This is a genomic window from Spirosoma foliorum, assembly GCF_014117325.1.
Lineage (GTDB): Bacteria > Bacteroidota > Bacteroidia > Cytophagales > Spirosomataceae > Spirosoma > Spirosoma foliorum.
In genome coordinates this window covers 2915467-2938243 of the sequence record NZ_CP059732.1, presented here as the reverse complement: position 1 = coordinate 2938243, position 22777 = coordinate 2915467, and the positions used below count along the sequence as shown (strand labels likewise).

14 protein-coding genes and 1 pseudogene are annotated in these 22777 nt (G+C 48.1%); 13 read left to right on the top strand and 2 right to left on the bottom strand.

Translation table 11 applies throughout. The annotated features are described in order from the left end of the window. Positions 1-92: 92 nt before the first annotated feature. Together H3H32_RS12330 and H3H32_RS12325 are read left to right on the top strand one after the other, a co-directional pair. Complete coding sequence (locus H3H32_RS12330) at positions 93-3281, top strand: efflux RND transporter permease subunit (RefSeq protein ID WP_182464324.1); 3189 nt, start codon at positions 93-95, stop codon at positions 3279-3281. After that, complete coding sequence (locus H3H32_RS12325) at positions 3256-4725, top strand: efflux transporter outer membrane subunit (RefSeq protein WP_182462992.1); 1470 nt, start codon at positions 3256-3258, stop codon at positions 4723-4725. The genes H3H32_RS12330 and H3H32_RS12325 overlap by 26 nt, the downstream gene beginning before the upstream one ends. Positions 4726-4810: 85 nt before the next feature. Here H3H32_RS12325 and H3H32_RS12320 read toward each other — a convergent pair whose 3' ends face one another. Together H3H32_RS12320 and H3H32_RS12315 are read right to left on the bottom strand one after the other, a co-directional pair. Continuing rightward, positions 4811-6310 carry a helix-turn-helix domain-containing protein gene (locus tag H3H32_RS12320; protein ID WP_182462991.1) on the bottom strand — a complete coding sequence of 500 codons (1500 nt, stop codon included), beginning with the start codon at positions 6308-6310 and terminating at the stop codon, positions 4811-4813. Positions 6311-6343: 33 nt separating this feature from the next. Further along, positions 6344-7436 (bottom strand): annotated as a pseudogene (locus H3H32_RS12315) (o-succinylbenzoate synthase). Between the two features lie 83 nt (positions 7437-7519). On the opposite strand from H3H32_RS12315, the gene lpxK reads away from it, so the two are divergent. The 11 genes from lpxK to H3H32_RS12260 all read left to right on the top strand — a co-directional run bounded on the left by lpxK (position 7520) and on the right by H3H32_RS12260 (position 22762). Then, entirely contained in the window at positions 7520-8584 is a 1065-nt protein-coding gene (lpxK, locus tag H3H32_RS12310) for a tetraacyldisaccharide 4'-kinase (protein ID WP_182462990.1), read from the top strand. A gap of 63 nt (positions 8585-8647) precedes the next feature. Next, on the top strand, positions 8648-10669 hold the full coding sequence (locus tag H3H32_RS12305) for a putative porin (protein ID WP_182462989.1): 2022 nt from the start codon (positions 8648-8650) through the stop codon (positions 10667-10669). A gap of 201 nt (positions 10670-10870) precedes the next feature. After that, positions 10871-12619 (top strand): GMC oxidoreductase, encoded by a 1749-nt coding sequence (locus H3H32_RS12300; RefSeq protein ID WP_182462988.1) that lies wholly within the window; start codon positions 10871-10873, stop codon positions 12617-12619. Positions 12620-12678: 59 nt separating this feature from the next. Next, positions 12679-13113: a four helix bundle protein gene (locus tag H3H32_RS12295; RefSeq protein ID WP_182462987.1), complete on the top strand. Its 435-nt coding sequence runs from the start codon at positions 12679-12681 to the stop codon at positions 13111-13113. A 56-nt stretch (positions 13114-13169) separates the two neighbouring features. Continuing rightward, on the top strand, positions 13170-13811 hold the full coding sequence (locus H3H32_RS12290) for a gluconate 2-dehydrogenase subunit 3 family protein (RefSeq protein ID WP_182462986.1): 642 nt from the start codon (positions 13170-13172) through the stop codon (positions 13809-13811). A 369-nt stretch (positions 13812-14180) separates the two neighbouring features. Next, positions 14181-15878, top strand: coding sequence for a CTP synthase (gene pyrG / locus H3H32_RS12285; RefSeq protein ID WP_182462985.1), 1698 nt, complete (start codon positions 14181-14183; stop codon positions 15876-15878). Between the two features lie 133 nt (positions 15879-16011). Then, on the top strand, positions 16012-17868 hold the full coding sequence (yidC, locus tag H3H32_RS12280) for a membrane protein insertase YidC (protein WP_182462984.1): 1857 nt from the start codon (positions 16012-16014) through the stop codon (positions 17866-17868). Positions 17869-17994: 126 nt separating this feature from the next. Further along, complete coding sequence (bamD, locus tag H3H32_RS12275; RefSeq protein ID WP_182462983.1) at positions 17995-19770, top strand: outer membrane protein assembly factor BamD; 1776 nt, start codon at positions 17995-17997, stop codon at positions 19768-19770. A gap of 119 nt (positions 19771-19889) precedes the next feature. Beyond that, positions 19890-21182, top strand: a complete 1293-nt coding sequence (gene hemL, locus H3H32_RS12270) for a glutamate-1-semialdehyde 2,1-aminomutase (RefSeq protein WP_182462982.1) — start codon at positions 19890-19892, stop codon at positions 21180-21182. 106 nt (positions 21183-21288) lie between these two features. Then, the gene (locus H3H32_RS12265) at positions 21289-22296 is read left to right on the top strand and encodes a glycosyltransferase family 2 protein (protein ID WP_182462981.1); all 1008 of its coding nucleotides are present in this window, start codon (positions 21289-21291) and stop codon (positions 22294-22296) included. Between the two features lie 109 nt (positions 22297-22405). Next, positions 22406-22762 carry a hypothetical protein gene (locus H3H32_RS12260; protein WP_182462980.1) on the top strand — a complete coding sequence of 119 codons (357 nt, stop codon included), beginning with the start codon at positions 22406-22408 and terminating at the stop codon, positions 22760-22762. The last annotated feature ends 15 nt before the right edge of the window (positions 22763-22777 follow it).

Sequence of the window (22777 nt, the reverse complement as noted above, 5' to 3'; positions counted from 1 at the left end):
TTTGGTTTTAGGTATACGGTGGGCTGACGCGCCAATAAATCATGCGTCAGCTCACCGTATACCTAAAACCAAATACCGTAATTCTTTTCCTCATGTTCGATTTATTTATAAAACGCCCACTTTTATCGGCGGTTATTTCGGTGTTGATAACGTTGCTGGGTTTTCTAGCACTAATGGGACTGCCGGTAACGCAGTTTCCTGATATTGTGCCACCTTCCGTAACCGTAACGGCCAAGTACACAGGAGCTAATGCCGAAGTTGCTACCAAGGCTGTAGCCATGCCACTCGAGCGGGCTATTAACGGGGTGCCAGGTATGGTGTATATGAACTCTGTTTCGGGTAACGATGGGTCGACCCTGATTCAAGTGTTCTTTAATGTCGGTACTGATCCTGATCTGGCAGCGATGAGTGTCCAGAACCGCGTAACAACTGTTCTGGACGAACTCCCCGAAGAAGTAATCAAAGCGGGTGTCTCAACCGAAAAAGAGGTAAACAGTATGCTGTTATACCTCAATATTTTCAGCGATGACCCTAGCGTCGACGAAAAATTCATTTACAACTTTGCCGATATCAATGTATTAGCTGAGTTAAAACGGATTGATGGGGTAGGATTCGCCGACATCATGGGCTCACGGGAGTATTCGATGCGAATCTGGCTTAAACCCGATCGTATGGCTTCCTATGGTGTCTCGCCCGATGAGATTATCAATGCCATCCGTGAGCAGAATGTAGAAGCTGCCCCAGGTAAGGCGGGAGAAAGTGCCGACCGCGCTCCGCAAATGCTGCAATACGTGCTTCGCTACAGTGGTAAATTCTTCGATCCCAAACAGTACGAAAACCTGGTGCTTCGGGCCGAAGGGAATGGATCAATTTTGCGTCTGAAAGACGTGGCAGAAATTGAATTCGGTTCCCTCGATTATGACGTTTTGTCGAAAACAGACGGGCGACCATCGGCTTCGATTATGCTTAAACAACGGCCCGGTTCCAATGCCAGCGATGTCATTAATAACGTGAAAACCCGGATGGCCGAGTTGAAGAAAACCAACTTCCCATCTGGCATGACCTACAACTTCGCCTACGATGTGTCGCGCTTTCTGGATGCGTCTATTCATGAAGTAATCCGTACTCTGATCGAGGCTTTCATCCTGGTTTTCCTGGTAGTGTTCCTGTTCCTTCAGGACTGGCGTTCAACGCTGATCTGCGCATTGGCCGTGCCGGTCGCGTTGGTCGGAGCCTTTGCGTTCATGAGCATGATCGGCTTCTCGATCAATCTGCTCACACTCTTTGCCTTAGTTCTGGCCATCGGTATTGTGGTCGATAATGCCATTGTGGTGGTAGAAGCCGTGCATGCGAAAATGAGTGAAGACCACCTGCCGCCCCGAGAAGCTACGTTTGCCGCCATGAAAGAGATTAGTGGAGCACTGGTGGCGATTACGCTGGTTATGTCGGCGGTGTTCGTACCAGTTGCATTCATGTCGGGACCGGTGGGTATTTTCTACCGGCAGTTTTCACTCACACTGGCGGTGGCCATTGTTATTTCTGGTGTTAACGCGGTTACGCTTACCCCGGCCTTATGTGCCCTGTTGTTACGCCCAGCGCACGACCATCAGGCAACGGGGATATTGAGTCGTTTCTTCGCCTGGTTTAATCGCGGCTTCGATGCGTTAACTGGTCGTTACCAGCGAGTTCTGAAACGGGTTGCCAGTCGGACGGTGATTACGCTGGGCATGCTGGCCCTGTTTGCGGGAGGTACCTGGGGAATTGCTTCGTTGTTACCGAGCGGTTTTATTCCGACCGAAGATCAAGGCATGATTTACGTGAGTGTAACCACGCCCGTTGGCGCAACCCTGAAACGAACCGAAGATGTGCTGGACAAAATTCAGCAGGTAGCTTCGACGATGGAAGCGGTTGAAAACGTGTCGACACTGGCTGGGTTTAGTTTAATGACCGATGGCGTTGGTGCTTCTTACGGCATGGGCATGATCAACCTCAAAAACTGGGACGAACGCAAACAGTCGCTGGACGAAGTTATTGCTGCTCTGGAAGCAAAAACGAAGGGTGTACAGGACGCCAGCATTCAGTTTTTTCCACCGCCAACGGTTCCAGGTTTTGGTAATTCCAGCGGTTTTGAATTACGCTTGCTCGACCGTACGGGTTCTGGTGACCTGCAGAAGACCAAAAAAGTGGTGGATGCCTTCATTGCCGCCTTGAAAAAACGTCCCGAAATAGGCAATGCTTTTACGAGTTTCGACCCAAGTTTTCCGCAGTATCTGCTACAGGTCGATCAGGACAAAGCAGCGCAGAAAGGCGTATCTATCGACAATGCTATGAGTACACTGCAAACGCTGATGGGGAGCTACTATGCGTCTAATTTCATCCGGTTTGGCCAGATGTATAAAGTGATGGTGCAGGCCTCTCCCGAATACCGGGCAAAACCGGAAGATATCTTGAACCTTCGGGTTAAGAATAAAGCGGGGGAAATGGTGCCGTATTCCAATTTCATTCGCCTGGAACGAGTGTATGGCCCGGAGCAGATTACCCGCTACAACATGTACATGTCGGCGATGATCAACGGCGATCCGGCATCAGGTTATAGTAGTGGCGATGCGTTACGAACTGTTCAGGAAGTAGCTGATAAAGAGCTGCCTAAGGGGTATTCGTTTGCCTGGTCGGGCATGTCTCGCGAAGAAGTGCTATCTGGCGACCAGGCTATTATGATCTTTTTGCTTTGTCTTGTCTTCGTGTATTTGCTGCTGGTAGCGCAGTATGAGAGCCTGTTTTTGCCATTACCGGTTTTGTTGTCCTTGCCTGCCGGGCTATTGGGCTCGTTTCTATGTCTGCAATTGGCAGGTCTGCAAAACAACATCTACGCACAGGTGTCGCTGGTGATGCTCATTGGCTTGCTTGGTAAAAACGCCATTTTGATTGTTGAGTTCGCCAACCAACGGCAACAGGAAGGACTACCTATCGTTAAGGCAGCTATTGAAGGAGCGGTAACGCGATTACGGCCTATTCTGATGACGTCGCTGGCCTTCATTGCCGGGTTAATTCCGCTCTGTATTGCCTCGGGTGCAGGAGCATTGGGTAACCGATCAATCGGTACGGCAGCAGCGGGCGGCATGTTTATCGGAACGGTATTTGGCCTGGTGCTCGTCCCTGGTCTGTATGTGCTGTTTGCGAAACTAGCCCAACGATTTGGACCGAAACAAACGCCCAACGACAACGTAAAATCAGTATCCACCAAAACGAATACCAATGGTGCCGTTCTTCAAGAATCTTAATATCGCTTCTTTTTTATTGAGCTTGCCTTTTGCCGTTTACCTGAGCAGTTGCCGGATTCAACATACACCTGCTCCGGTGCCTAAAATGGCTGTACCTGAGTCGTTTGTTCGGAGTTCTACTGCAGAGCGGGTTGATTCAAGTAGTATTGGTGAGTGGCCCCACCGAACGTTGTTTACGGATACGAAGCTGGTGGCGCTGATCGATACCGCACTCGCCCGGAATCCCGATTTGAAAATTGCCCTTCAGCGAATTGATATTGCCAGGGCCAGCTATGGGATCAGCCAGGGGGCTTTGTTGCCGCGAGTCGATGCCGTTGCTACAGCGGGTGTCGATCGCTATGGTCGTTACACCCTGAACGGAGTTGGTAATTACGACACGAACTTATCCGATAATATTTCGGGATCAAGTCGTATTCCAAACCCAACACCCGACTACTTCGTGGGGCTACGTAGTTCGTGGGAGATTGATATCTGGGGAAAACTCCGCAATGGCCGACGGGCTGCCTACACACGCGTTCTGGCGTCCGAAGAAGGTCGAAATCTGGTCGTTACCGCACTAACGGCCGATGTGGCCCGATTATATTACTCACTGTTAGCCCTGGATGCCGAGCTGGAAATCATTGGCGAAAACGTTGAGCTACAACAGAAGGCCCTTGAATTAGTAGAAGTACAGAAAGCCGCTGGTCGGGTGACGGAACTGGCCGTACAGCAGTTCAGAGCGCAGCTGCTTAATACGCGTGGTCTGGAGGGTCGGGTACAGCAGGAGATTGTTGAAGCTGAAAATCAATTGAATACGCTATTGGGCCGCTACCCGCAGGCCGTAGCTAGGGGTGCATCGATTGAAAAACAGCTACTGCCAAACGCGGTCTCGGTGGGCTTGCCTACTCAATTAGTATACCGTCGTCCTGATATTCGTCAGGCTGAGCGGGAGCTGGAAGCCGCTAATGTCGATGTGGCGGTCGCGCGGGCTGAGTTTTGGCCTTCCCTTAACCTATCGCCCTATTTGGGATTCAACGCGTTTCGTCCCAATGTGTTGTTGAACCCACAATCGGTGGCATTAGGGGTGTTGGGTGGACTTTCTGCTCCGCTCATCAATCGAAAACAGGTTAAGGGAAATCTGGTGATTAAGACAGCACAAAGCCGGGAAGCCTATTTTTCGTACCAACGCGCTATACTGACGGGGGTTTCGGAAGTGGTAAGCAGCATGAAGGGGCTAGACAATTACCGAAACGTGGCCAATGTACAGCGCCAGGAGGTCGATGTGTTACGTCAGGCCGCTGCCACGTCGAATGAGTTGTTCGCCAATGGATACGCCACCTATCTGGAAGTTATCACTGCTCAACGGAACGTACTCGATGCCGAATTGGCCTTGATCACGACCAAACGAGCCCAGTTCTTGGCCTTGGTCGGTCTGTATCGGGCCTTGGGAGGAGGAACAAGGTAATGTATGATATTCTGATGTATGATATAGGATGTATGATGTATTATCTGGCTATTACATCATACATCCTATATCATACATCAGAATATCATTTCAGTTTTTCCATTGCCTTTTTAGTGGCTTCGAAATGACGCTTCTTTTGGAGTACGGTTGGAGCCGCTACGCGCTCCCGGCAGTCGAATATGCCGCAGCGTTCGCAGGTTTGATTGACGACCCGAAAGGGGATATCCGTTAATGATTTAATTCCATTGGGCGCATTGAGGAATTTCATCTTGCTTTTTAAGGCATCGTTGACCGCAAAACACATGGATACGCTCATGTTTTGCTGAAACTCTGGCTGAAAAGGGTGCGCCACTGAAATAATCAGGTATTGAAGGCCGGAATCGGCGTATTCGGAGAGTTGTGCCCGACAAAGGGTATCGTCGAATCCTTTGTGCTGTTGTAAAAACTGGAGTTCCTGTAAAATGGTCCAGGCAATCCACCGACGGCAAAAATGCTCATCGACAATACCACGCGGCCCTTGTTGACGGGAGAGGTGCATCTCTTTGGTCAATTTAAACGTCGTCTGGCCGGGTACATGGTTAAATCGGTAAAAGAACAGTTGATCAATGCCAAAATGGCTTGGCAGAATATTGCTGAGTCGGTAAAAGAATCGCTCCGGTGTCGAGCCGAACTCTGTTATGAGTTGAAGGAAATCTTCACTACTCCAGGTATCTCGGGCAAAAAGCTGGGTAATTTTTGTAATCAGGGCTTCTCTACGAATCAGAATAGCCCCGGCAAAATAAGAGGCTTTGTAATTATTCAGAATTTGCTCAAACGATTCGGCTTCGACCCAGGAATACGTATAAGGTCGGTTTTTGAGCTGTAAAAATTGAAATCCGACTTCCCTTGCCAGAATGAAAACGCGTTGTTCCTGAGATAGTCCGGCATTCAGGTGTAACGTTTGCTGCTCGGGCCGAAAAACGGATCGCAGGGAGACTAACTCAGGATTGGTAAGCGTATCGAACTGCACAATCCGAATATCGTAGCGGGTTTTCAGCAGATTGACTAGCAAGACTTCTTCAACCGGTCGATCATTCGCGGCAAATTCAGTCAGAAACTGATCGGCCTCGGCTTCAATCTCCGGGAAATAGTTGTCGTGCATTTCCTGATACGACCGAAGCATCGTAAGGTATAGCCGCTCCACGCTCATGTTATAGCTCAGGGCAATATCCATGAACGTCCGAATCATGGCACTGACTTTTGCCGGGGCTTCGGCCAGTAGCTCCAGCAAATCGGATGGGTCGATCCCGAACAATTCAAGCGGAATTTCCGTCAGAAACTTCGAGCGCAGCAGGTCTGAAATGGGTTCTAATTTCTTGCTGAGTTTAAGCGAAACCAGGGAATCATAATCAACCTGCATCGCATTGGCCAGAGCCGAAATCTTATCCGCTTTGGGATATTTACGCCCTTTTTCTATTTCCGTTACATACGAAATCGATAAGCCTGATTTTTGGGCCAATTCGCTAACCGACAGGCCTTTGTCGAGTCGGAGCTGGCGTAATTTCAGGCCAAACAGTAAGCGGATATGATCGGCAGGTAAGTTCAACGGATACGGTTTGTTAAGTAGTGCAGTGCTGGATTAATCAGCCGAAAGAGAGCTGAAATCCCAGGGTTGAGCCGGGTTGTAATGGAGGAAACCCTGTGACGTAAACAGCGGACTACCGATATTGTTATGGTATAATTGTCCCGTGCCTAGCCCCTGAGGTAGCAAGTGTTTGAACTGTGCGGTGTATTGAGCAATGGCATTTAACCCAATGTTCGATTCCAGCGCCGACGTAATCCACCAACCAATATTTAATCGACCGGCCAGTTCAATCCACTCATCACAATGACGTAATCCGCCCAATAACGTTGGTTTCAGGATAATAAACTGCGGCTGAATTTTTTTCAGTAATCTAAATTTATGCACGTATTCCATTTGGCCAATGAGTTCTTCATCAAGGGCAATCGGAATAGGCGTGTGGCGGCATAAATCGGCCATTAACTCGGGTTGACCAGCGCGTATGGGCTGTTCAATCGAATGCAGGTTATAAGTGGCCAACCGTTCTAGTTTTGCCATCGCTTCATCGGGCTTAAACGCCCCGTTCGCATCGACCCGAAGTGTGATCTGGTCGGCTGTAAACCGATCCCGTAGCATAGCCAATAAGTCACATTCCTGATTAAAATCGAGAGCGCCAATTTTTAATTTCAGCGTTGTATAACCCGCCTGCAACTTTTCTTCGATTTGCTGGCGCATGAAATCCGGGCTTCCCATCCAGACCAGTCCATTGATTGGAATGGTGCGTTGCCCCGTCGTAAACTCTGATGCTTTGATGATACGTTGCCCACCTGCCAGAAAATCGAGCATAGCCGTTTCGAAGCCAAATAAAATGCTCGGAAACTTAGGGCTGATCACCTGATTGAGCACAATCGGCAGATTCCAGCTAAACAGTTGAAGGTCTAATTCGTTGAACTCCAGGCAATAATTATGTAGGCATTCCTCAAAATCAGGCCGATCATCGTAGCTGAGGCCAGCAAGAGGGCCGCATTCACCATAGCCAACAATAGCCGGGTTCTCATCATCAAAGAGCCGGATAATGTAGGATTTTTTTTTTCGTTAGGGTGCCGCGCGACGTACCCGCTTCGAAGCGAAAATGCAACGTGTATGGTAGGAAGTCGGCTTTTAAACTCATTGTAAGGATGGCGAGGACGAGGATTCCCAGTCCTAAAAGTACTACTTTTGGCTGCTCAACCGGGCAATATTACGAAAATATTAATGAAACGTTTGGTCGGCAAATGGCTACTCATGCCACTCAGTGGACTGTATAGTCTGCTTATAGGTATCCGTAATTGGCTCTTTGATAGACACTTATTGAAGTCAATTCGACCTTCTGTCTACTCCATAAGCGTAGGTAATTTAACAGTTGGCGGTACTGGAAAAACGCCGATGATCGAATTTTTGATTAAACGGTATGCTTTTTTAGTGACAAGTCAGCCCGGAGAGACAGCTACGTTGAGCCGGGGCTATGGTCGACGGACGCGCGGCTTTCGGATTGCTACCGATACAGATACGGCCGATACCCTTGGCGACGAGCCCCTACAGCTTTACCGAAAGTTTAGCCCGCAGGTTAGGGTGTGTGTGGGGGAGCGCCGGGTCGATGCCATCCAGTCCTTACTAACTCTTCATCCCGAAACGAAACGGGTGTTGCTCGACGATGCTTTTCAACATCGGGCTGTTAAACCGCACCTTAGCATCTTGTTAATGGACTACAATCGCCCTTTTTATGACGACTACCCGTTTCCCGCCGGTCGGTTGCGTGAACCCAGGAGGGGCGCCCGTCGGGCCGATGGTATAGTAGTGACCAAATGCCCGACAGATCTATGGGCAACAGAGCAACAACGGATTGCCAATCGAATTAGGAAGTATACCCAGCCAGATACACCGATCTTTTTTGCCGGGTTGGCCTACAGTGCTCCAATGGCGTTTGCCACGCACCAGCCAACGCCTGACTTGAGAGACGTAATCCTGATTTCAGGGCTGGCAAATGCCGACCCGCTCGAACAATACGTCAGACGGACATTCAACCTGACTAAACATTACCGTTTTGCCGATCATTATGTATATACGAGAACTGTGCTGGATGAAATTCTGGCTGCCCTGCCGCCAGCTACAGCCGTGCTGACAACAGAGAAAGATTGGGTGAAGCTCGATGCACTGCTCAGCCCGGAAGAACGGGCAAAGCTGCCGCTCTTCTATCTGCCTGTTGCCGTGCAGTTTTTGTCGGGACAGGAAAGTGGTTTTGCGCAATTTCTGGATGCCAATGCCTTTAAAAATCCTTAAATACCGAGCGTAATGTTTAGTTGAGTTTTCGGCTGTGCCGCGTTTTGGCGTACTTTTGACCTAATGAATCGGAGTTTTCTTGTTTTAGTTTTTATACTGGCTCTATCGTTCAAGGGCCGGGCACAGATCGGGCAAATGCCGGGTGGGGTTCCGAATAGCTTCGGGGGACGGCAGAGTATGCCTGCTTCCACGACGGGTAATAAAGGCACTGGTATTATCGACGACTCGACAAAAGTTATCTATGGTCCTAAGTCAACACGATACGTACTGGAGGACGATGTTCTAAACAATCGGAAGAAGCTCTACACGCTGGATACCACGATGGATGAAGTTCATCGGTTTACGTATGTGCAACGCAGTCAGAATCAATTGCAGGATCTAGGAACACTGGGTACGCCTATACGTCCGGTATTTTTGCAGGTTCCTCAGCAGTTGGGAGCGCAGTCAGGTTACTATGTATTTAACCCCTATGCATATCAGACTAAAGACGTAAAATACTATAATACAAAGTCGCCTTTTACGGATATGTATATTGCGTTGGGCGGGAACAGTCAGAATATTTTGCGCTTCGATATGGCCCAAAATATTAATCCCCGCTGGAATGTGGGGTTCAATGTCCAGCGATTTACGTCTCAGAAGATTTTTGGTACCAGCGGAAGTGCCGACCCGCATAAGTTACTGGCGCAGAACTGGGCGGTCGTATTGCACACAAATTATCGCTCGAAAAACGATAAATATACCCTGTTGGCCCATTTCAACAACATGAACCATAGCCTCGATGAGCAGGGTGGGGTGTTGCCGGGTCTGGAAGCCGATGGTGTCACGCCTATCATCTATAACTATGAGGGTGATGCGCGACTACGGAGTGGTAGTACAACCGTGCAGGGGCCGCACGGTTGGGAGATTCATAACGATTGGCATGCCTACCATCAATATGTACTTGATAAAGGCTTTCAACTCTATCATAAATTTGACTATCAGTCGCACAAGAATTTTTACCAGGACGATACACTGAGCTTGAACCAGGCCGTTACGCCACCCGGCTCGACAACGCCAATCCGGTTTTACCCCGCCATCCTGGGCGATACGTCGCGTATATTTCAGCTAAACCGCTATAATTTGCTGGAAAACCAGTTTGGGATCAAGGGAAGTGCACAGTATAAAGGGTCATCTTTCAATTACCGGGCTTATCTCCGCATTCGGAATTATAGCCAGACTACGCATTACAATGAGTCCAGAACGACGTTTAACGATTATAAAACGTCCCGGCTTGAAACGTTTTTAGGCGGTTGGTTAGGCTATTATTTCCCGGATAGCTTATCCAGATTGACGGCTGAGGCTGAGTTTGGTGCGAATACCAAAGGGAATGTTCTATATCGAATTAAAGGAGAACTTGAAAGTAAGTTTCTAACGGCGGGTTATTCGTCAATTTCGACTAACCCAACCCTGATGCAGGAGCGCTATCAGAGCATGATTTTTTTCTGGCGTAATAATTTCTCACTGCCCATCTACAATCATGCGTATGGTAAATTAAATCTGCATTATAAACAGCTGCGTCTCGAACCTAGCCTGGATTACTACCTATTGTCGAACTATATTTACTTTGATAATAAAGCTACTCCCCAACAGGTAGATGGTTCGTTTAGTGTAGTGCGAACGGGCTTAGGGTATCATTTTCAATTCGGCAAGTTTTTGATTTCAGGACAAGGGTATTACACCGTTCAGTCGAATACCGACGTGTTGCATACTCCTCCGTTTTTTATGAATACCCGCATTCAGTATGAATTCCTATATTCAAAGGTATTATATATTCAGACGGGGGTCGATCTGCACTACAAATCACCCTATTATGCCGATGCCTATATGCCCGTTACCCAACAGTTTTATCTTCAGAATACCGAGAAGGTAGAGGGGGCTATTCTCGCTGACATTTATGCGAATCTGCGCATCAACCGAACGAGATTGTTTGTAAAATTGACTCATGCCAATCAGGGGCTTCCCCAGGCAGGCTATTTTGTTTCACCCGGCTTCCTGCAAATGCGCCGAGGTTTCTCGTTTGGAGTCGATTGGTACTTGTTTGACTGACAGTTTCGTTTGAACAGAGTTGGCCATTTCCGAAAGATGGAGGTGCGCCTTACAGAATAAAAAGAATCTAAATTGGGAAAATACTAGCCCAAACTAGGGGCTTCTTCGTAATACTTAGGGTAATTTTATTCTTTAGTTGCTTTTAATATAATAATCGGGTTATTTGTCGCAGCATAATCAATTATTCTTTATAAATTCTGCATGGATCCATTTCAGATTCAAAAAGCACCCACCCAATATGATGTAGTCATTGTTGGCTCAGGGGCTGGGGGTGGCATGGCGGCTTATACACTGGCGAAAGCGGGTGCAAAAGTCGCGTTGTTAGAAGCGGGTGGTTATTTTGACCCAGCTGATCCCAAATACATTACCCAATTGAAATGGCCCTGGGAGTCACCTCGCCGTGGCGCTGGTACAACGCGTGCATTTGGTGATTTTGACGCTGCCTGGGGTGGTTGGGATATTGAAGGCGAGCCTTATTCGGCGAAACAAGGTACCGAATTCTACTGGTTCCGGTCTCGAATGCTGGGTGGACGTACCAATCACTGGGGACGTATTTCCATGCGTTTTGGTCCCGACGATTTCCGCCGTCGTTCACTGACGGGTATCGGCGATGACTGGCCAATTGCGTATGAAGATCTGAAACCGTTCTACGACCGGGTTGATAAGATGATTGGGGTATTTGGTTCGATAGAGACCGACTTCCCAAATGAACCGAACGGTCACTTCCTGCCACCGCCTAAACCCCGCTTGCATGAACTGATGCTTCGGAAAGGGGCGAGGAGTATTGGGGTTCCGGTAATTCCGTCGCGCTTGAGCATCCTGACCAAGCCCATCAACAAAGAACGTGGCTCTTGCTTCTATTGCAGCCAGTGCGGACGGGCCTGTCAGGCTTATGCCGACTTCTCGTCGTCGTCGGTACTTTGTATTCCAGCGGTTAAAACGGGTAATGTAACGCTCATTAATGGCGCAATGGCTCGGGAAGTACTGACTGATCCTAAAACGGGTCTGGCAACGGGCGTAAGCTACGTAGATACCCGCACGCTCGAAGAAGTGACGATTAAAGCAAAGTCCGTTATTCTGAGCGCCAGCACCTGCGAAACAGCCCGGCTTTTACTGAACTCTAAATCCTCTCGTTTCCCGAATGGATTGGCGAACAGCAGTGGGGTAATCGGTAAATACCTGAACGATTCAACCGGTGCCAGCCGCTCGGGCTTTGTTCCAGCGCTGATGGATCGTAAACGCTATAATGAAGATGGCGTAGGTGGTATGCACGTATTTACACCCTGGTGGCTCGATAACAAGAAACTAGACTTTCCACGTGGTTACCACATTGAATATGGCGGTGGCATGGGAATGCCTGGCTATGGATTTGGTGGCGGCATGGAAAACATGAACGGTCGGTTCCCTGGTCGGGATGGTAAAATGAAGCCCGGCGGAGGTTATGGCGCTGGCTTGAAAGACGATTATCGCCGGTTCTATGGTGCTTATATTGGTATGGCTGGCCGGGGTGAACCCATTCCGCTCGAAAGCAACTACTGTGAAATTGACCCTAACACCGTCGATAAATACGGTATCCCAACTCTACGGTTCCATTACAAATGGTCGGAGAATGAGGTGAAACAAGCCAAACACATGCAGGATACCTTCGAGGAGATCATCCATGCAATGGGCGGTACTCCACTGGGGAATAAACCAGGTCCTGAGAATAATTATGGACTTGAAGCTCCGGGAAAAATCATTCACGAAGTAGGTACAGTTCGGATGGGTAACGACCCTCAGAAATCGGCGTTAAACAAATGGCAGCAGGCTCACGATGTGAAAAACCTGTTTGTGGTTGATGCCGCTCCATTTGTATCGCAGGGCGACAAAAACGTAACCTGGACTATTCTGGCCAGCTCCATGCGTACCAGTGAATATTTGATTGACGAAGTCAAAAAGAAAAATTTATAATGTTTTCGGTATTCGGTTTGTGGTTTTCGGGAGGATGTCGCTAAAGGATACATGAGTGCATGGCTAAGATCAATCGATTCGAAGATCTAGATGTTTGGCAATTTGCTCGTCAATTGTCAAATGATATCTATTGGCTAACTCAAAAAGGGACTTTTGCCAAAGACTTCGAGTTGAAAAATCAAATTAACCGAGCAAGTGGTTCAATTATGGATAATATAGCCGAAGGGTTTGGACGAGCAAACCGAGCTGAATTCATTGTTTTTCTTGGTTACTCAATGGGCTCAGGCACTGAAGTGAAATCTCAACTGTATCGTGCCTTCGATAGGCACCATGTTGATTTAGAGTGCTTCAATGAACTTTATGGACGTGCTGACCGAGTTGGAAAAATGCTGTTTGGCTTAATTCAAGCTCTGAAGAAGTCGCCTGTTCGGGGACTTAAATACAAAGTTTCTGAACCTGAAGAACCCTATGAATTAGCAGACTATCCCGATTGATGCCACAGTGACGGCCTACCGTAAACCAAATACCGTAAACCATAAACCTTAGATTTATGAAACGCAGAGATTCCTTAAAAACGCTATCGCTCGCCAGCTTTGGTTTAGCTGTTAATCCTGTCGAAGCCGCTGTTCCAGCACCACCCGATCCGAAACCTCTGAAAATTCCGGGTGGACGGCAGAAGCATGAAGCTGAGCGTGACGCAAAACTTCACGCGGAAAAATTCTTTACTCCCCACGAGCTACAAACTGTCACCGTTCTGTGCGATATTATCATACCCGCCGATGAACGGTCGGGGAGTGCCTCGCAGGCCGGTGTACCAGCGTTTATCGAATTTATGATGAAAGATCAGCCGCGCAACCAGACGCCGATGCGGGGTGGTATTCGCTGGCTGGACAACACTTGCGTGAAACGCTATGGCAAGCAGTTTGTACTTTGCACCAAGACGCAGCAGATTGACATGGTTGATCAGATTGCTTATCCTGGTAAAGCCACTCCCGACATGACGCAGGGTGTTTCGTTTTTCAATATGATGCGTAACATGACTGCTTCAGGCTTTTATACCAGCCAGATCGGCATCAAAGACCTTGGTTACGTTGGGAACGTACCGAACCAGTGGAACGGTGTGCCTGACGACGTCCTGAAGCAATACGGCCTTGCGTATGAACAACGCGAGATCGATGCCTGGAAAGAATAGCAAGATGAATGTAATCAGGAATGCCTCAACTTAATCAAGTTGGGGCATTTCCGTTTCAAGATTATAGCTTCAGCTTCATGAGTGGTTATAAAACCCAGCGTTTTATTCCCTTGTAATGGTATACAGCTGGCTTGGTTAAGCCATAACTGAGCTTGGATATAGTTACCCTATTGTCAATTGACATTGACTTTTGGGCTGACGATGTAAAGCAAACGGCAAAAAGAATCGATAAAAGAAAGATTTTGCCAACAGTCGGCTGATGGCCAATTGATTACCCACCGCATACTAACTTTTTGCCTTTGCCATTCATCGATTCCGCCTTTTTTCTAGTACTTTTACATCCCGTAACGACCTAAACAGGTTTCAATCATGGCGGCTACGGGACCAAAATCTGCAAAATACATCTTTGTTACTGGCGGAGTAACTTCATCATTAGGCAAGGGCATTATTGCCTCTTCGCTAGCTAAATTGCTTCAATCCAGGGGCCTAACAGTAACGATCCAGAAATTCGATCCTTACATTAATATTGACCCCGGTACACTCAATCCATACGAACACGGCGAATGCTACGTCACCGACGACGGTGCCGAAACGGATCTTGATTTAGGCCACTACGAGCGCTTCCTGAATCGGCCAACTTCGCAGGCGAATAACATCACTACCGGGCGAATTTATAACAACGTGATCACCCGCGAACGCCGGGGCGATTTCTTAGGAAAAACGGTACAGGTTGTGCCCCATATCACCGACGAAATCAAACGGAACATCCGGCTTCTGGGCGAAACGGGCGACTATGACATCGTCATTACCGAGATCGGCGGTTGCGTGGGTGACATCGAATCGCTGCCATTTGTGGAAGCTGTTCGGCAGTTAAAGTTTGAACTTGGCGAAAAAGATACGCTGGTTATTCACCTGACATTAGTGCCCTATCTGCAATCGGCAGGTGAGTTAAAGACCAAGCCAACCCAACACTCGGTGCGGATGCTGCTTGAGAACGGTGTTCAGCCCGATATTATCGCCTGTCGTACCGAACACCCACTGCCACAGGATATTCGCCGGAAAATCGCGCAGTTCTGTAACGTTCAGGTAAGTTCCGTAATCGAAGCCATCGATGCCGAGACGATCTACGACGTACCGTTACTGATGCAGAAAGAGCGGCTTGATCAGCGCGCTTTATACATGCTCGACCTGTATAATGATAAAGATGCCGATCTGGATGTCTGGAAAGCATTTTTGGGGCGGCTTAAAAATCCGGGAGATACCGTCCGGATCGGTTTAGTTGGTAAATATGTCGAATTGCACGACGCCTATAAATCCATTGCCGAGGCATTTATTCATGCAGGCGCTACCAACGAGTGTAAAGTGCAGCTGGAGTGGATTCAGTCGGAAACGCTGGTGGATGAACATCATTGCGCTGAGGTATTGAGCCAACTGGATGGCGTACTGGTTGCTCCAGGTTTCGGAGAGCGCGGTATTGATGGAAAAATCAATGCCGTACGTTTTGTGCGCGAAAAAGGAATTCCATTTCTGGGTATTTGTTTAGGTATGCAGATGGCGGTGATCGAATACGCCCGGAATGTGATGGGTATTGAAGACGCTCACTCAACCGAGATGGAGCCTCATACGGCTAATCCGGTCATCAGCATGATGGAAGCCCAGAAAAGCATTACCGACAAAGGCGGTACCATGCGATTGGGTGCCTATGCCTGCAAACTCAAACGGGATTCGCTGGCTCACCAGATTTACGGAAAAACGCAGATTAGCGAACGGCACCGTCATCGGTACGAATTTAATAATGACTACTTGCAGGCTTTTGAAAAAGCGGGCCTTCGCCCGACGGGCGTTAACCCCGATACAGGCTTGGTAGAGATTGTTGAGTTGGCTAAAGAAATTCACCCCTGGTACGTAGGCGTGCAGTTTCACCCAGAGCTTAAAAGCACCGTATTAAATCCACATCCGCTGTTTGTTAAGTTTGTGAAAGCTGCGCTTACCTATAGTCAACAAAAACGGGCCGAGTCGTCGTCTATAACGACCGCCCATGTAGAAACTGTCGATGCGGTTGATTAAGCAGCCAGATTGACGTAATTTTGCCTGAAATTCAGTTTGAGGTTTGTGGTTTGAGGTTTGTGGTTTCCCAATAGTCGATACTTGGTGAATACCGCAACTACAAACCACAAACTACAAACATCAAACTTAAAAAATGGATCGTAATCAAATAATTGGCATTGTCCTGATTCTGGCGATGCTGGTCGGTTACCAACTGCTGGTACCGAAACCTGCGCCCGATAAACAGCCGGCTCAAAAAACAATAACCACAAAACCGAATTCTGCATCCGGTGCGGAAGCGGCTATTAGTAAGGCTGAGCAACCACTCGATTCAGCTGCCGCTAAGGCCCAGTTTGGTGATTTTGCCTCAGCGGCTACTGGTACAGCCCGGGATATTGTTGTTGAAAACAAAGATATCAAAGTAACCTTCAGTACAGAAGGAGGACAGGTGAAGGAAGTAGTGCTGAAAAACTACAAAACCTACGACCAGAAACCACTGGTGTTGATCGATGAACAAAGCAGCAAGTCTGTCCTGGAATTACCGACCAATCGGGGTAAGATTGATTTGCATAAACTGTATTATCAGACAACCGCTCAGAACAGTACCGTAAGCGGACAAGCCCAGCAAATTGTGTTCCGGGCAGAAGTGGCACCGGGTCAATCCATCGAGCAGGTTTATACCGTGCCTGCCGAAGGCTATGTTCTGGACTATGACCTGAAATTGAATGGTCTGGGCAATGCCGTTGGGAATGACAACATCCGGTTCCTCTGGGAAGACAAGATGCGTCAGTATGAGAATGACTTGAGCAATAACCGCCGGGCGGCTACGATCAATTACCTCACCGCCGACGAGAATTTTCAGAATCTGACCGAAGGCGAAAGCAATCAGGAAACAACGGTTGAAGAACCTGTACAGTGGTTTACCATTAAGCACAAATATTTCCTGGCGGGTTTGGTGGCCAAAAATGCGCCATTGACTAAGGCGAATTTTAAAACCCTGGTAGACCCAACGGATAGCAGTGTCGTAAAAACGGCCATTGCGGATGTAAGCCTGTCGATGGCTGATGTTAAAGCGGGCAAAGGGCAATACAAGCTCTTTTATGGCCCGAACGATTTTCAGTTACTGGGAAGTGTGGCCCCGGAGTTTGATCGTAACGTGTACCTGGGCTACTCGGTGTTGAAGCCGATTAACAAGTATTTCTTTGTACCCGTCTTTAACTACTTTGGGAAGTTCATCTCGAACTATGGGCTGCTGATTATCGCCCTGGTGGTGTTCGTAAAGCTCATTCTAACACCGTTAACCTACAAGTCGTACGTCAGTATGGCTAAAATGCGGGTGTTGCAGCCAGAATTGAATGAGATGAAGGAGCGTGTTGGCGACGACATGACCAAGCAACAAGCTGAGCAGATGAAACTATATCAGGAGGTGGGCGTTAGTCCGTTGAGTGGTTGTGTTCCGGTGTTGGCTACCATGCCCATCCTGTTCGCCCTGTTCATGTTGTTCCCGAACCTAATTGAGCTGCGGCAAAAGTCGTTCCTGTGGGCGAGTGACCTGTCTACCTACGATGCGTTCCTTAAATTCCCGACGCTTCCGTTTATTGGTAGCCATTTGAGTTTGTTTACTGTTCTGATGACTGCATCGTCGATCGCATACGCGTATTACAATAACCAGACGACGCCAACGCAACCGGGGCCGGTGAATATGAAAGCGCTTAGCTATGTATTCCCGCTGATGTTTATGTTCGTGCTGAACTCTTACCCAGCTGGTCTTACATTCTATTACTTTGTATCGAACATTGTTACGATCACGCAGCAACAACTCATTCGCCGATTTGTTGATGAGGATAAAATAAAAGCGGTACTGGACGAAAACCGCCGGAAAAATGCAGCTGGTCAGGGTAAGAAACCCGGTGGATTCCAGGCTTTGCTGCAACGCCAACTCGCAGCGGCCGATGAAGCCCGTAAACAGGCTGAAGAAGCGCAGAAGAAAGCGAAGTCTAAAAAATCATAAGTTGTTAGTGGCAAGTTAATAGTCTGGTAAGCCAACATTTCTGGCGGACAACTATCGGCTAAAGACTGAGGATTATAAAAATAAAAGCAACGCGAAGGCGTTGCTTTTTGCCTTAACCCAAAAAAAATGAACACCAAATCGTGTTGGTTTACAGTGTGGGTGTTATGCCTTTGCTCGTTTCTGAACCAACAGACAGCAAAGGCTCAGATTGCGCCTGAGGCTCAGCGACGCTATAATGCCGCCGTTAAGCTGGTTCAGGCGGGCGATTACGAGCGGGCTAAAACAGACCTGAATGTGCTGATTCAGCAACGTGGTCCATTAGCTCCCTATGCCAGTTATCATTTTGCCATTGCTGCATTTCGGCAGAAAAACTTCGCCCAATCCCGGCTGATGTTGAAACAGTTGCTGGAGTATTTTCCAGATTGGCGTAAGCTCAATGATGCCTATTATCTGCTCGCTGCCGCTTCGATGGAGCTGGGTCAGTATGAAGAAGCGATCGGCGTTATTCAGCAAATTAGTGACCCCGCTTTCCGGACGGATATTACGAAGCTTGAGCAAACGTTCGTGCCGCGCATTAACGACTTGAATCGGCTGAAGCAACTCAATAAGGACTATCCAGGTGATCGGGTTGTTGGATTGACACTGATCGATCTAATTCAGCGAACAGCAAGTGATAAAGATGATCTGGAACTGTCGGATCGGCTGACGAATCGGTTTGGGGTGCCCACTGTAGCTACTCAATCCAGTACAACAACGGGTGCTGGAGCGTCTAACCAGCCAACATCTACCGTGATGAACCCATCACGAAACTCCCGTGCGAAAGGGTACTATAACATTGCCGTGATGTTCCCATTCCGGGTTGATGAATTTGATGCCGACAAACGGGCGCGCTCCAATCAATACGTTTACGATCTCTACAATGGTATCAAACTGGCTAAGTCCAAATTGCAGGAAGAGGGTATAACCGTCAATCTGTTTGCCTATGATCTGGATAACGACGCGAATAAAACACTGGAGCTAGTCAATAGCCCTGCCTTTGCGCAAACCGATTTAATCATTGGACCACTGTATATTGAGCCTAACCGGATTGCCTCGGCCTATGCCAATCAAAATAATATCGTGCTGTTGAATCCGATTGCCACCAGTAATGAACTAGTCGCCAATCAGCCAATGTCGTTTCTGGCACAGCCTTCCATGAATCAGCAGGCTAAGAAAGTGGTCGAACATATTCAGAGCCTGAATGGGCTTCGTCGGGCGGCAATTTACTTTGGAGCATCCCGAAAAGATTCGCTAATGGCACTGGCTTATCAAAATGAACTCAGGCAACAGAATTATTCAATTGTCGATTTTCGGAAAGTAAGTGGTACCGCACAGTCAATGGCGGATGCGATGAAACTGACTGAAAAGCCAACGAGTACGCGCCCAGTAAATACAACGGCTACCATTAGTTTGGGGCATGTGTTCTTTGCCAGTAGCAATGACGAAGATGGAGCCCGTATGCTTGATGCCTTGAGCCGTCGAAAAGTGAGTGCTCCGCTGGTAATAACTGCTTCGGCTTTTGATTTATACCGGACTGCATCGCCCACGTTTAATCGTCGGGACTTGTACCTACTTTATCCCGATTTTATCGACACATCAAGGGAGCCTGTCATTTCCTTTCAGGAACAGTATGTGGCCAAGCGCAATACGATTCCATCGGTTTTCGCCAGCGAAGGCTACGATATGATGTTATTCTTTGGGCGACAATTGGCTAAAAATGGATTACAGGCCCGTAATCGCAGTAACCTTCGCTCCGATACCGATGACTATTTACTGTCAGGCTTTGATTATACACAAACCAACGAAAACCAAATCGTCCCAATCGTAAAATACGAAGACGGGCGGTTGGTGAAAATTAATTAGTGATTGAATGATTGAGTGAGTGATTGAATGATTGAGTAATTAGAAAAGCTACACCAGCTATTCAACCACTCAATCATTCAATCACTCACTCACTCAATCATTCAATCGCTCAATGACAAATGAACACGAGCGAACAATTATTCGAAAAGGCTAAAACGCTGATTCCGGGCGGAGTGAACTCACCTGTACGGGCATTTCGGTCGGTAGGTGGTACACCACTTTTTATAAAATCGGCCAAAGGGCCTTATCTCTACGATGAGGACGGCCGTCAATACATTGAACTGATTAATTCGTGGGGCCCCATGATTTTAGGGCACGCCTTCGAACCGGTCGAAAAAGCCGTTCGGGATGCGATACAGCATTCGTTCTCTTTTGGCGCACCTACGCGCAAGGAAGTTGAAATGGCCGAGTTGATTCATTCAATGGTGCCTTCAATCGAAAAAGTCCGGATGGTTAATTCGGGTACAGAAGCCACTATGGCGGCTATCCGGGTAGCGCGAGGATTTACCAATCGGGATAAAATCATCAAGTTTGAAGGCTGCTATCACGGCCACGGCGACTCGTTTTTGATCGCTGCCGGAAGTGGTGCCATGACGATGGGCGTACCTGATAGTCCGGGCGTAACAAAAGCTACGGCTGCCGATACCTTAACCGCGCCTTATAATGATTTGGCAGCTGTAGAAGCCTTATTGGATAACAACCATAATCAGGTAGCTGCTGTTATTCTGGAGCCTGTTGTAGGAAATATGGGCTGTGTTTTGCCTGAGCCCGGCTTTCTGGAAGGTATTCGCTCGCTGTGCGACAAACATGGGGTTGTCCTGATTTTCGATGAAGTCATGACTGGGTTCCGATTGGCAAAAGGTGGGGCGCAGGAACGATTCGGGATCACGCCCGATCTGACGACGATGGGGAAAATCATTGGCGGTGGTATGCCTGTTGGCGCCTACGGTGGTCGCGCGGATATTATGAATATGGTGTCGCCGGCAGGGCCAGTTTATCAGGCGGGTACATTGTCGGGTAATCCCATTGCCATGTCGGCTGGTCTGGCAATGCTGAATTACCTGAATGAAAACCCTGACGTGTATACGCGTCTGGAAGCAATTGGCGAAAAATTAACGACGGGCTTCCGAGCTGGTTTGCTAAAGGCAGGCCTGAACTACACGATCAACCATATTGGTTCGATGTTCACGCTGTTTATGACGGAACAGCCCGTAGCAAATTTTATCGAAGCTAAGACCTGTGACGTACCATTGTTTGGCCGATATTTCCACGCGATGCTCAAGCGGGGTGTTTACCTGGCACCCTCTCAATTCGAGAGCCTTTTCCTGTCTGTTGCACTGACTGATGAGCTGGTGGAGCAGGTTATTCAGGCGAACGAAGAAAGTTTGCTGGAAGTAATGCATAATGAGTAATGGATAATGCAGGCGGATAATGGCGTCGTAGGGTTACCAGCAACTGACCCCTTTATCCCATTGGCATAGCTGATTATTCATTCTACATTTTTCATTATGCATTGTTATGTTTTTCTCCATCATCATCCCCGTCTTCAATCGACCCGACGAACTGCGCGAATTACTGAGTAGTTTGACGAAACAGACGTATACAAACTTTGAGGTAATCATTGTTGAGGATGGGTCTACACTCAAGGCGGATGGAGTTGTAGCGGAGTTTGCGGCCAGCCTTACTATTCGGTACTTTTTCAAAGAAAATTCGGGGCAGGGATTTACGCGTAACTATGGTTTCGAGCAAGCGAAGGGCGATTACTTCGTCATTTTTGACTCGGATGCATTAATTCCTGCTCACTATTTTTCGGCTGTTAACGACCAACTGAGTCAAGCCTGGTTAGATGCGTACGGTGGTCCCGACGCGGCCCATCCCGATTTTACACCCATTCAGAAAGCCATTAGTTACTCCATGACCTCCGTTTTTACAACAGGTGGCATTCGGGGTAGTAAGAAAAACCTGGGAGGAACCTATCATCCTCGTAGCTTCAACATGGGCTTGTCGCGGAAAGTATGGGAAACGATTGGCGGGTATAAACTGAGTCGGATGGGGGAGGACATCGAATTCGCCATTCGAATTATTGAAAATGGATTCAAGACGGGGCTCATTCAAGACGCGTTTATTTACCATAAACGCCGAACGAATTTTGGTCAATTTTATCGACAACTCCGCTTTTTTGGTCGTGCCCGAATTAACATCTCCCGTTATTATCCCAGCGAGCTAAAACTTGTGCATACATTTCCAGCCGTGTTTACGCTATTTCTCGTATCCATTCCGGTCTGGGCGCTGATAAGCCCCATACTCTTTGGGTTGGCTATCGGTTTTGTACTTCTCCTGGCGGTTCTGATTTTGATCGACGCCACGCAAAAGGAAAAAAGTATCAAAGTTGGGTTGTTGAGTGTCGAAGCGGCTTTTGTCCAGTTAACGGGCTACGGAATCGGCTTTATTTCAGAAGGTTGGAAGCGCTTTTGGGAACCGAAACAGTTTCGGGAAACAGGGGCCAGTATTGAGTACCCATCCTGAAAAGTACTTTAACTAATTCTTTTTCGCTTATATTAGGCCAACGCTCAGCTAGTTATAACGAAACAGGCCTCTAAAGCGTTACCTATTAAACTCCCCTGAACGAATCCATATGGCCAAGCTTGCTAAACCACCCGGTCAACGCTTAGTGAAACGAATGAGTACGCGAACCAAGGGCTTAATTATTGCCCCGCTTGGTTTGCTGTTATTTAGCGCGGGTTTATGTGTGTTTAGTGTAGCGGCTGAGGCCCATAAAGCGGAAGCTCCGTTTCGACAATGGTTTTTATGGGGAGCGTATAGCCTGATTCTGATCAACGGCGGACTGTTGTTGTTTGGGCAGGCCGTTCGTTACCGGGCTCAATTAGATTATCGGCGGTTTGTTCGTCGAGAGCTTAAAAAACGGGATCGCGAGCTAACCCGAATTCTCCAGAAACGCAAAACCTCGCCTAGTAAGGGCGAGGTTAGATAATGTACGCTTGGCGGA

Bases quoted from the DNA above. Each gene is read 5' to 3' on its own strand.
- H3H32_RS12330 (WP_182464324.1), top strand. From the start codon at position 93: ATGTTCGATTTATTTATAAAACGCCCACTTTTATCGGCGGTTATTTCG.
- H3H32_RS12260 (WP_182462980.1), top strand. From the start codon at position 22,406: ATGGCCAAGCTTGCTAAACCACCCGGTCAACGCTTAGTGAAACGAATG.
- bamD (WP_182462983.1), top strand. From the start codon at position 17,995: ATGAACACCAAATCGTGTTGGTTTACAGTGTGGGTGTTATGCCTTTGC.
- lpxK (WP_182462990.1), top strand. From the start codon at position 7,520: ATGAAACGTTTGGTCGGCAAATGGCTACTCATGCCACTCAGTGGACTG.
- hemL (WP_182462982.1), top strand. From the start codon at position 19,890: ATGAACACGAGCGAACAATTATTCGAAAAGGCTAAAACGCTGATTCCG.
- H3H32_RS12290 (WP_182462986.1), top strand. From the start codon at position 13,170: ATGAAACGCAGAGATTCCTTAAAAACGCTATCGCTCGCCAGCTTTGGT.
- H3H32_RS12300 (WP_182462988.1), top strand. From the start codon at position 10,871: ATGGATCCATTTCAGATTCAAAAAGCACCCACCCAATATGATGTAGTC.
- H3H32_RS12325 (WP_182462992.1), top strand. From the start codon at position 3,256: ATGGTGCCGTTCTTCAAGAATCTTAATATCGCTTCTTTTTTATTGAGC.
- H3H32_RS12295 (WP_182462987.1), top strand. From the start codon at position 12,679: ATGGCTAAGATCAATCGATTCGAAGATCTAGATGTTTGGCAATTTGCT.
- H3H32_RS12265 (WP_182462981.1), top strand. From the start codon at position 21,289: ATGTTTTTCTCCATCATCATCCCCGTCTTCAATCGACCCGACGAACTG.
- yidC (WP_182462984.1), top strand. From the start codon at position 16,012: ATGGATCGTAATCAAATAATTGGCATTGTCCTGATTCTGGCGATGCTG.
- H3H32_RS12305 (WP_182462989.1), top strand. From the start codon at position 8,648: ATGAATCGGAGTTTTCTTGTTTTAGTTTTTATACTGGCTCTATCGTTC.
- pyrG (WP_182462985.1), top strand. From the start codon at position 14,181: ATGGCGGCTACGGGACCAAAATCTGCAAAATACATCTTTGTTACTGGC.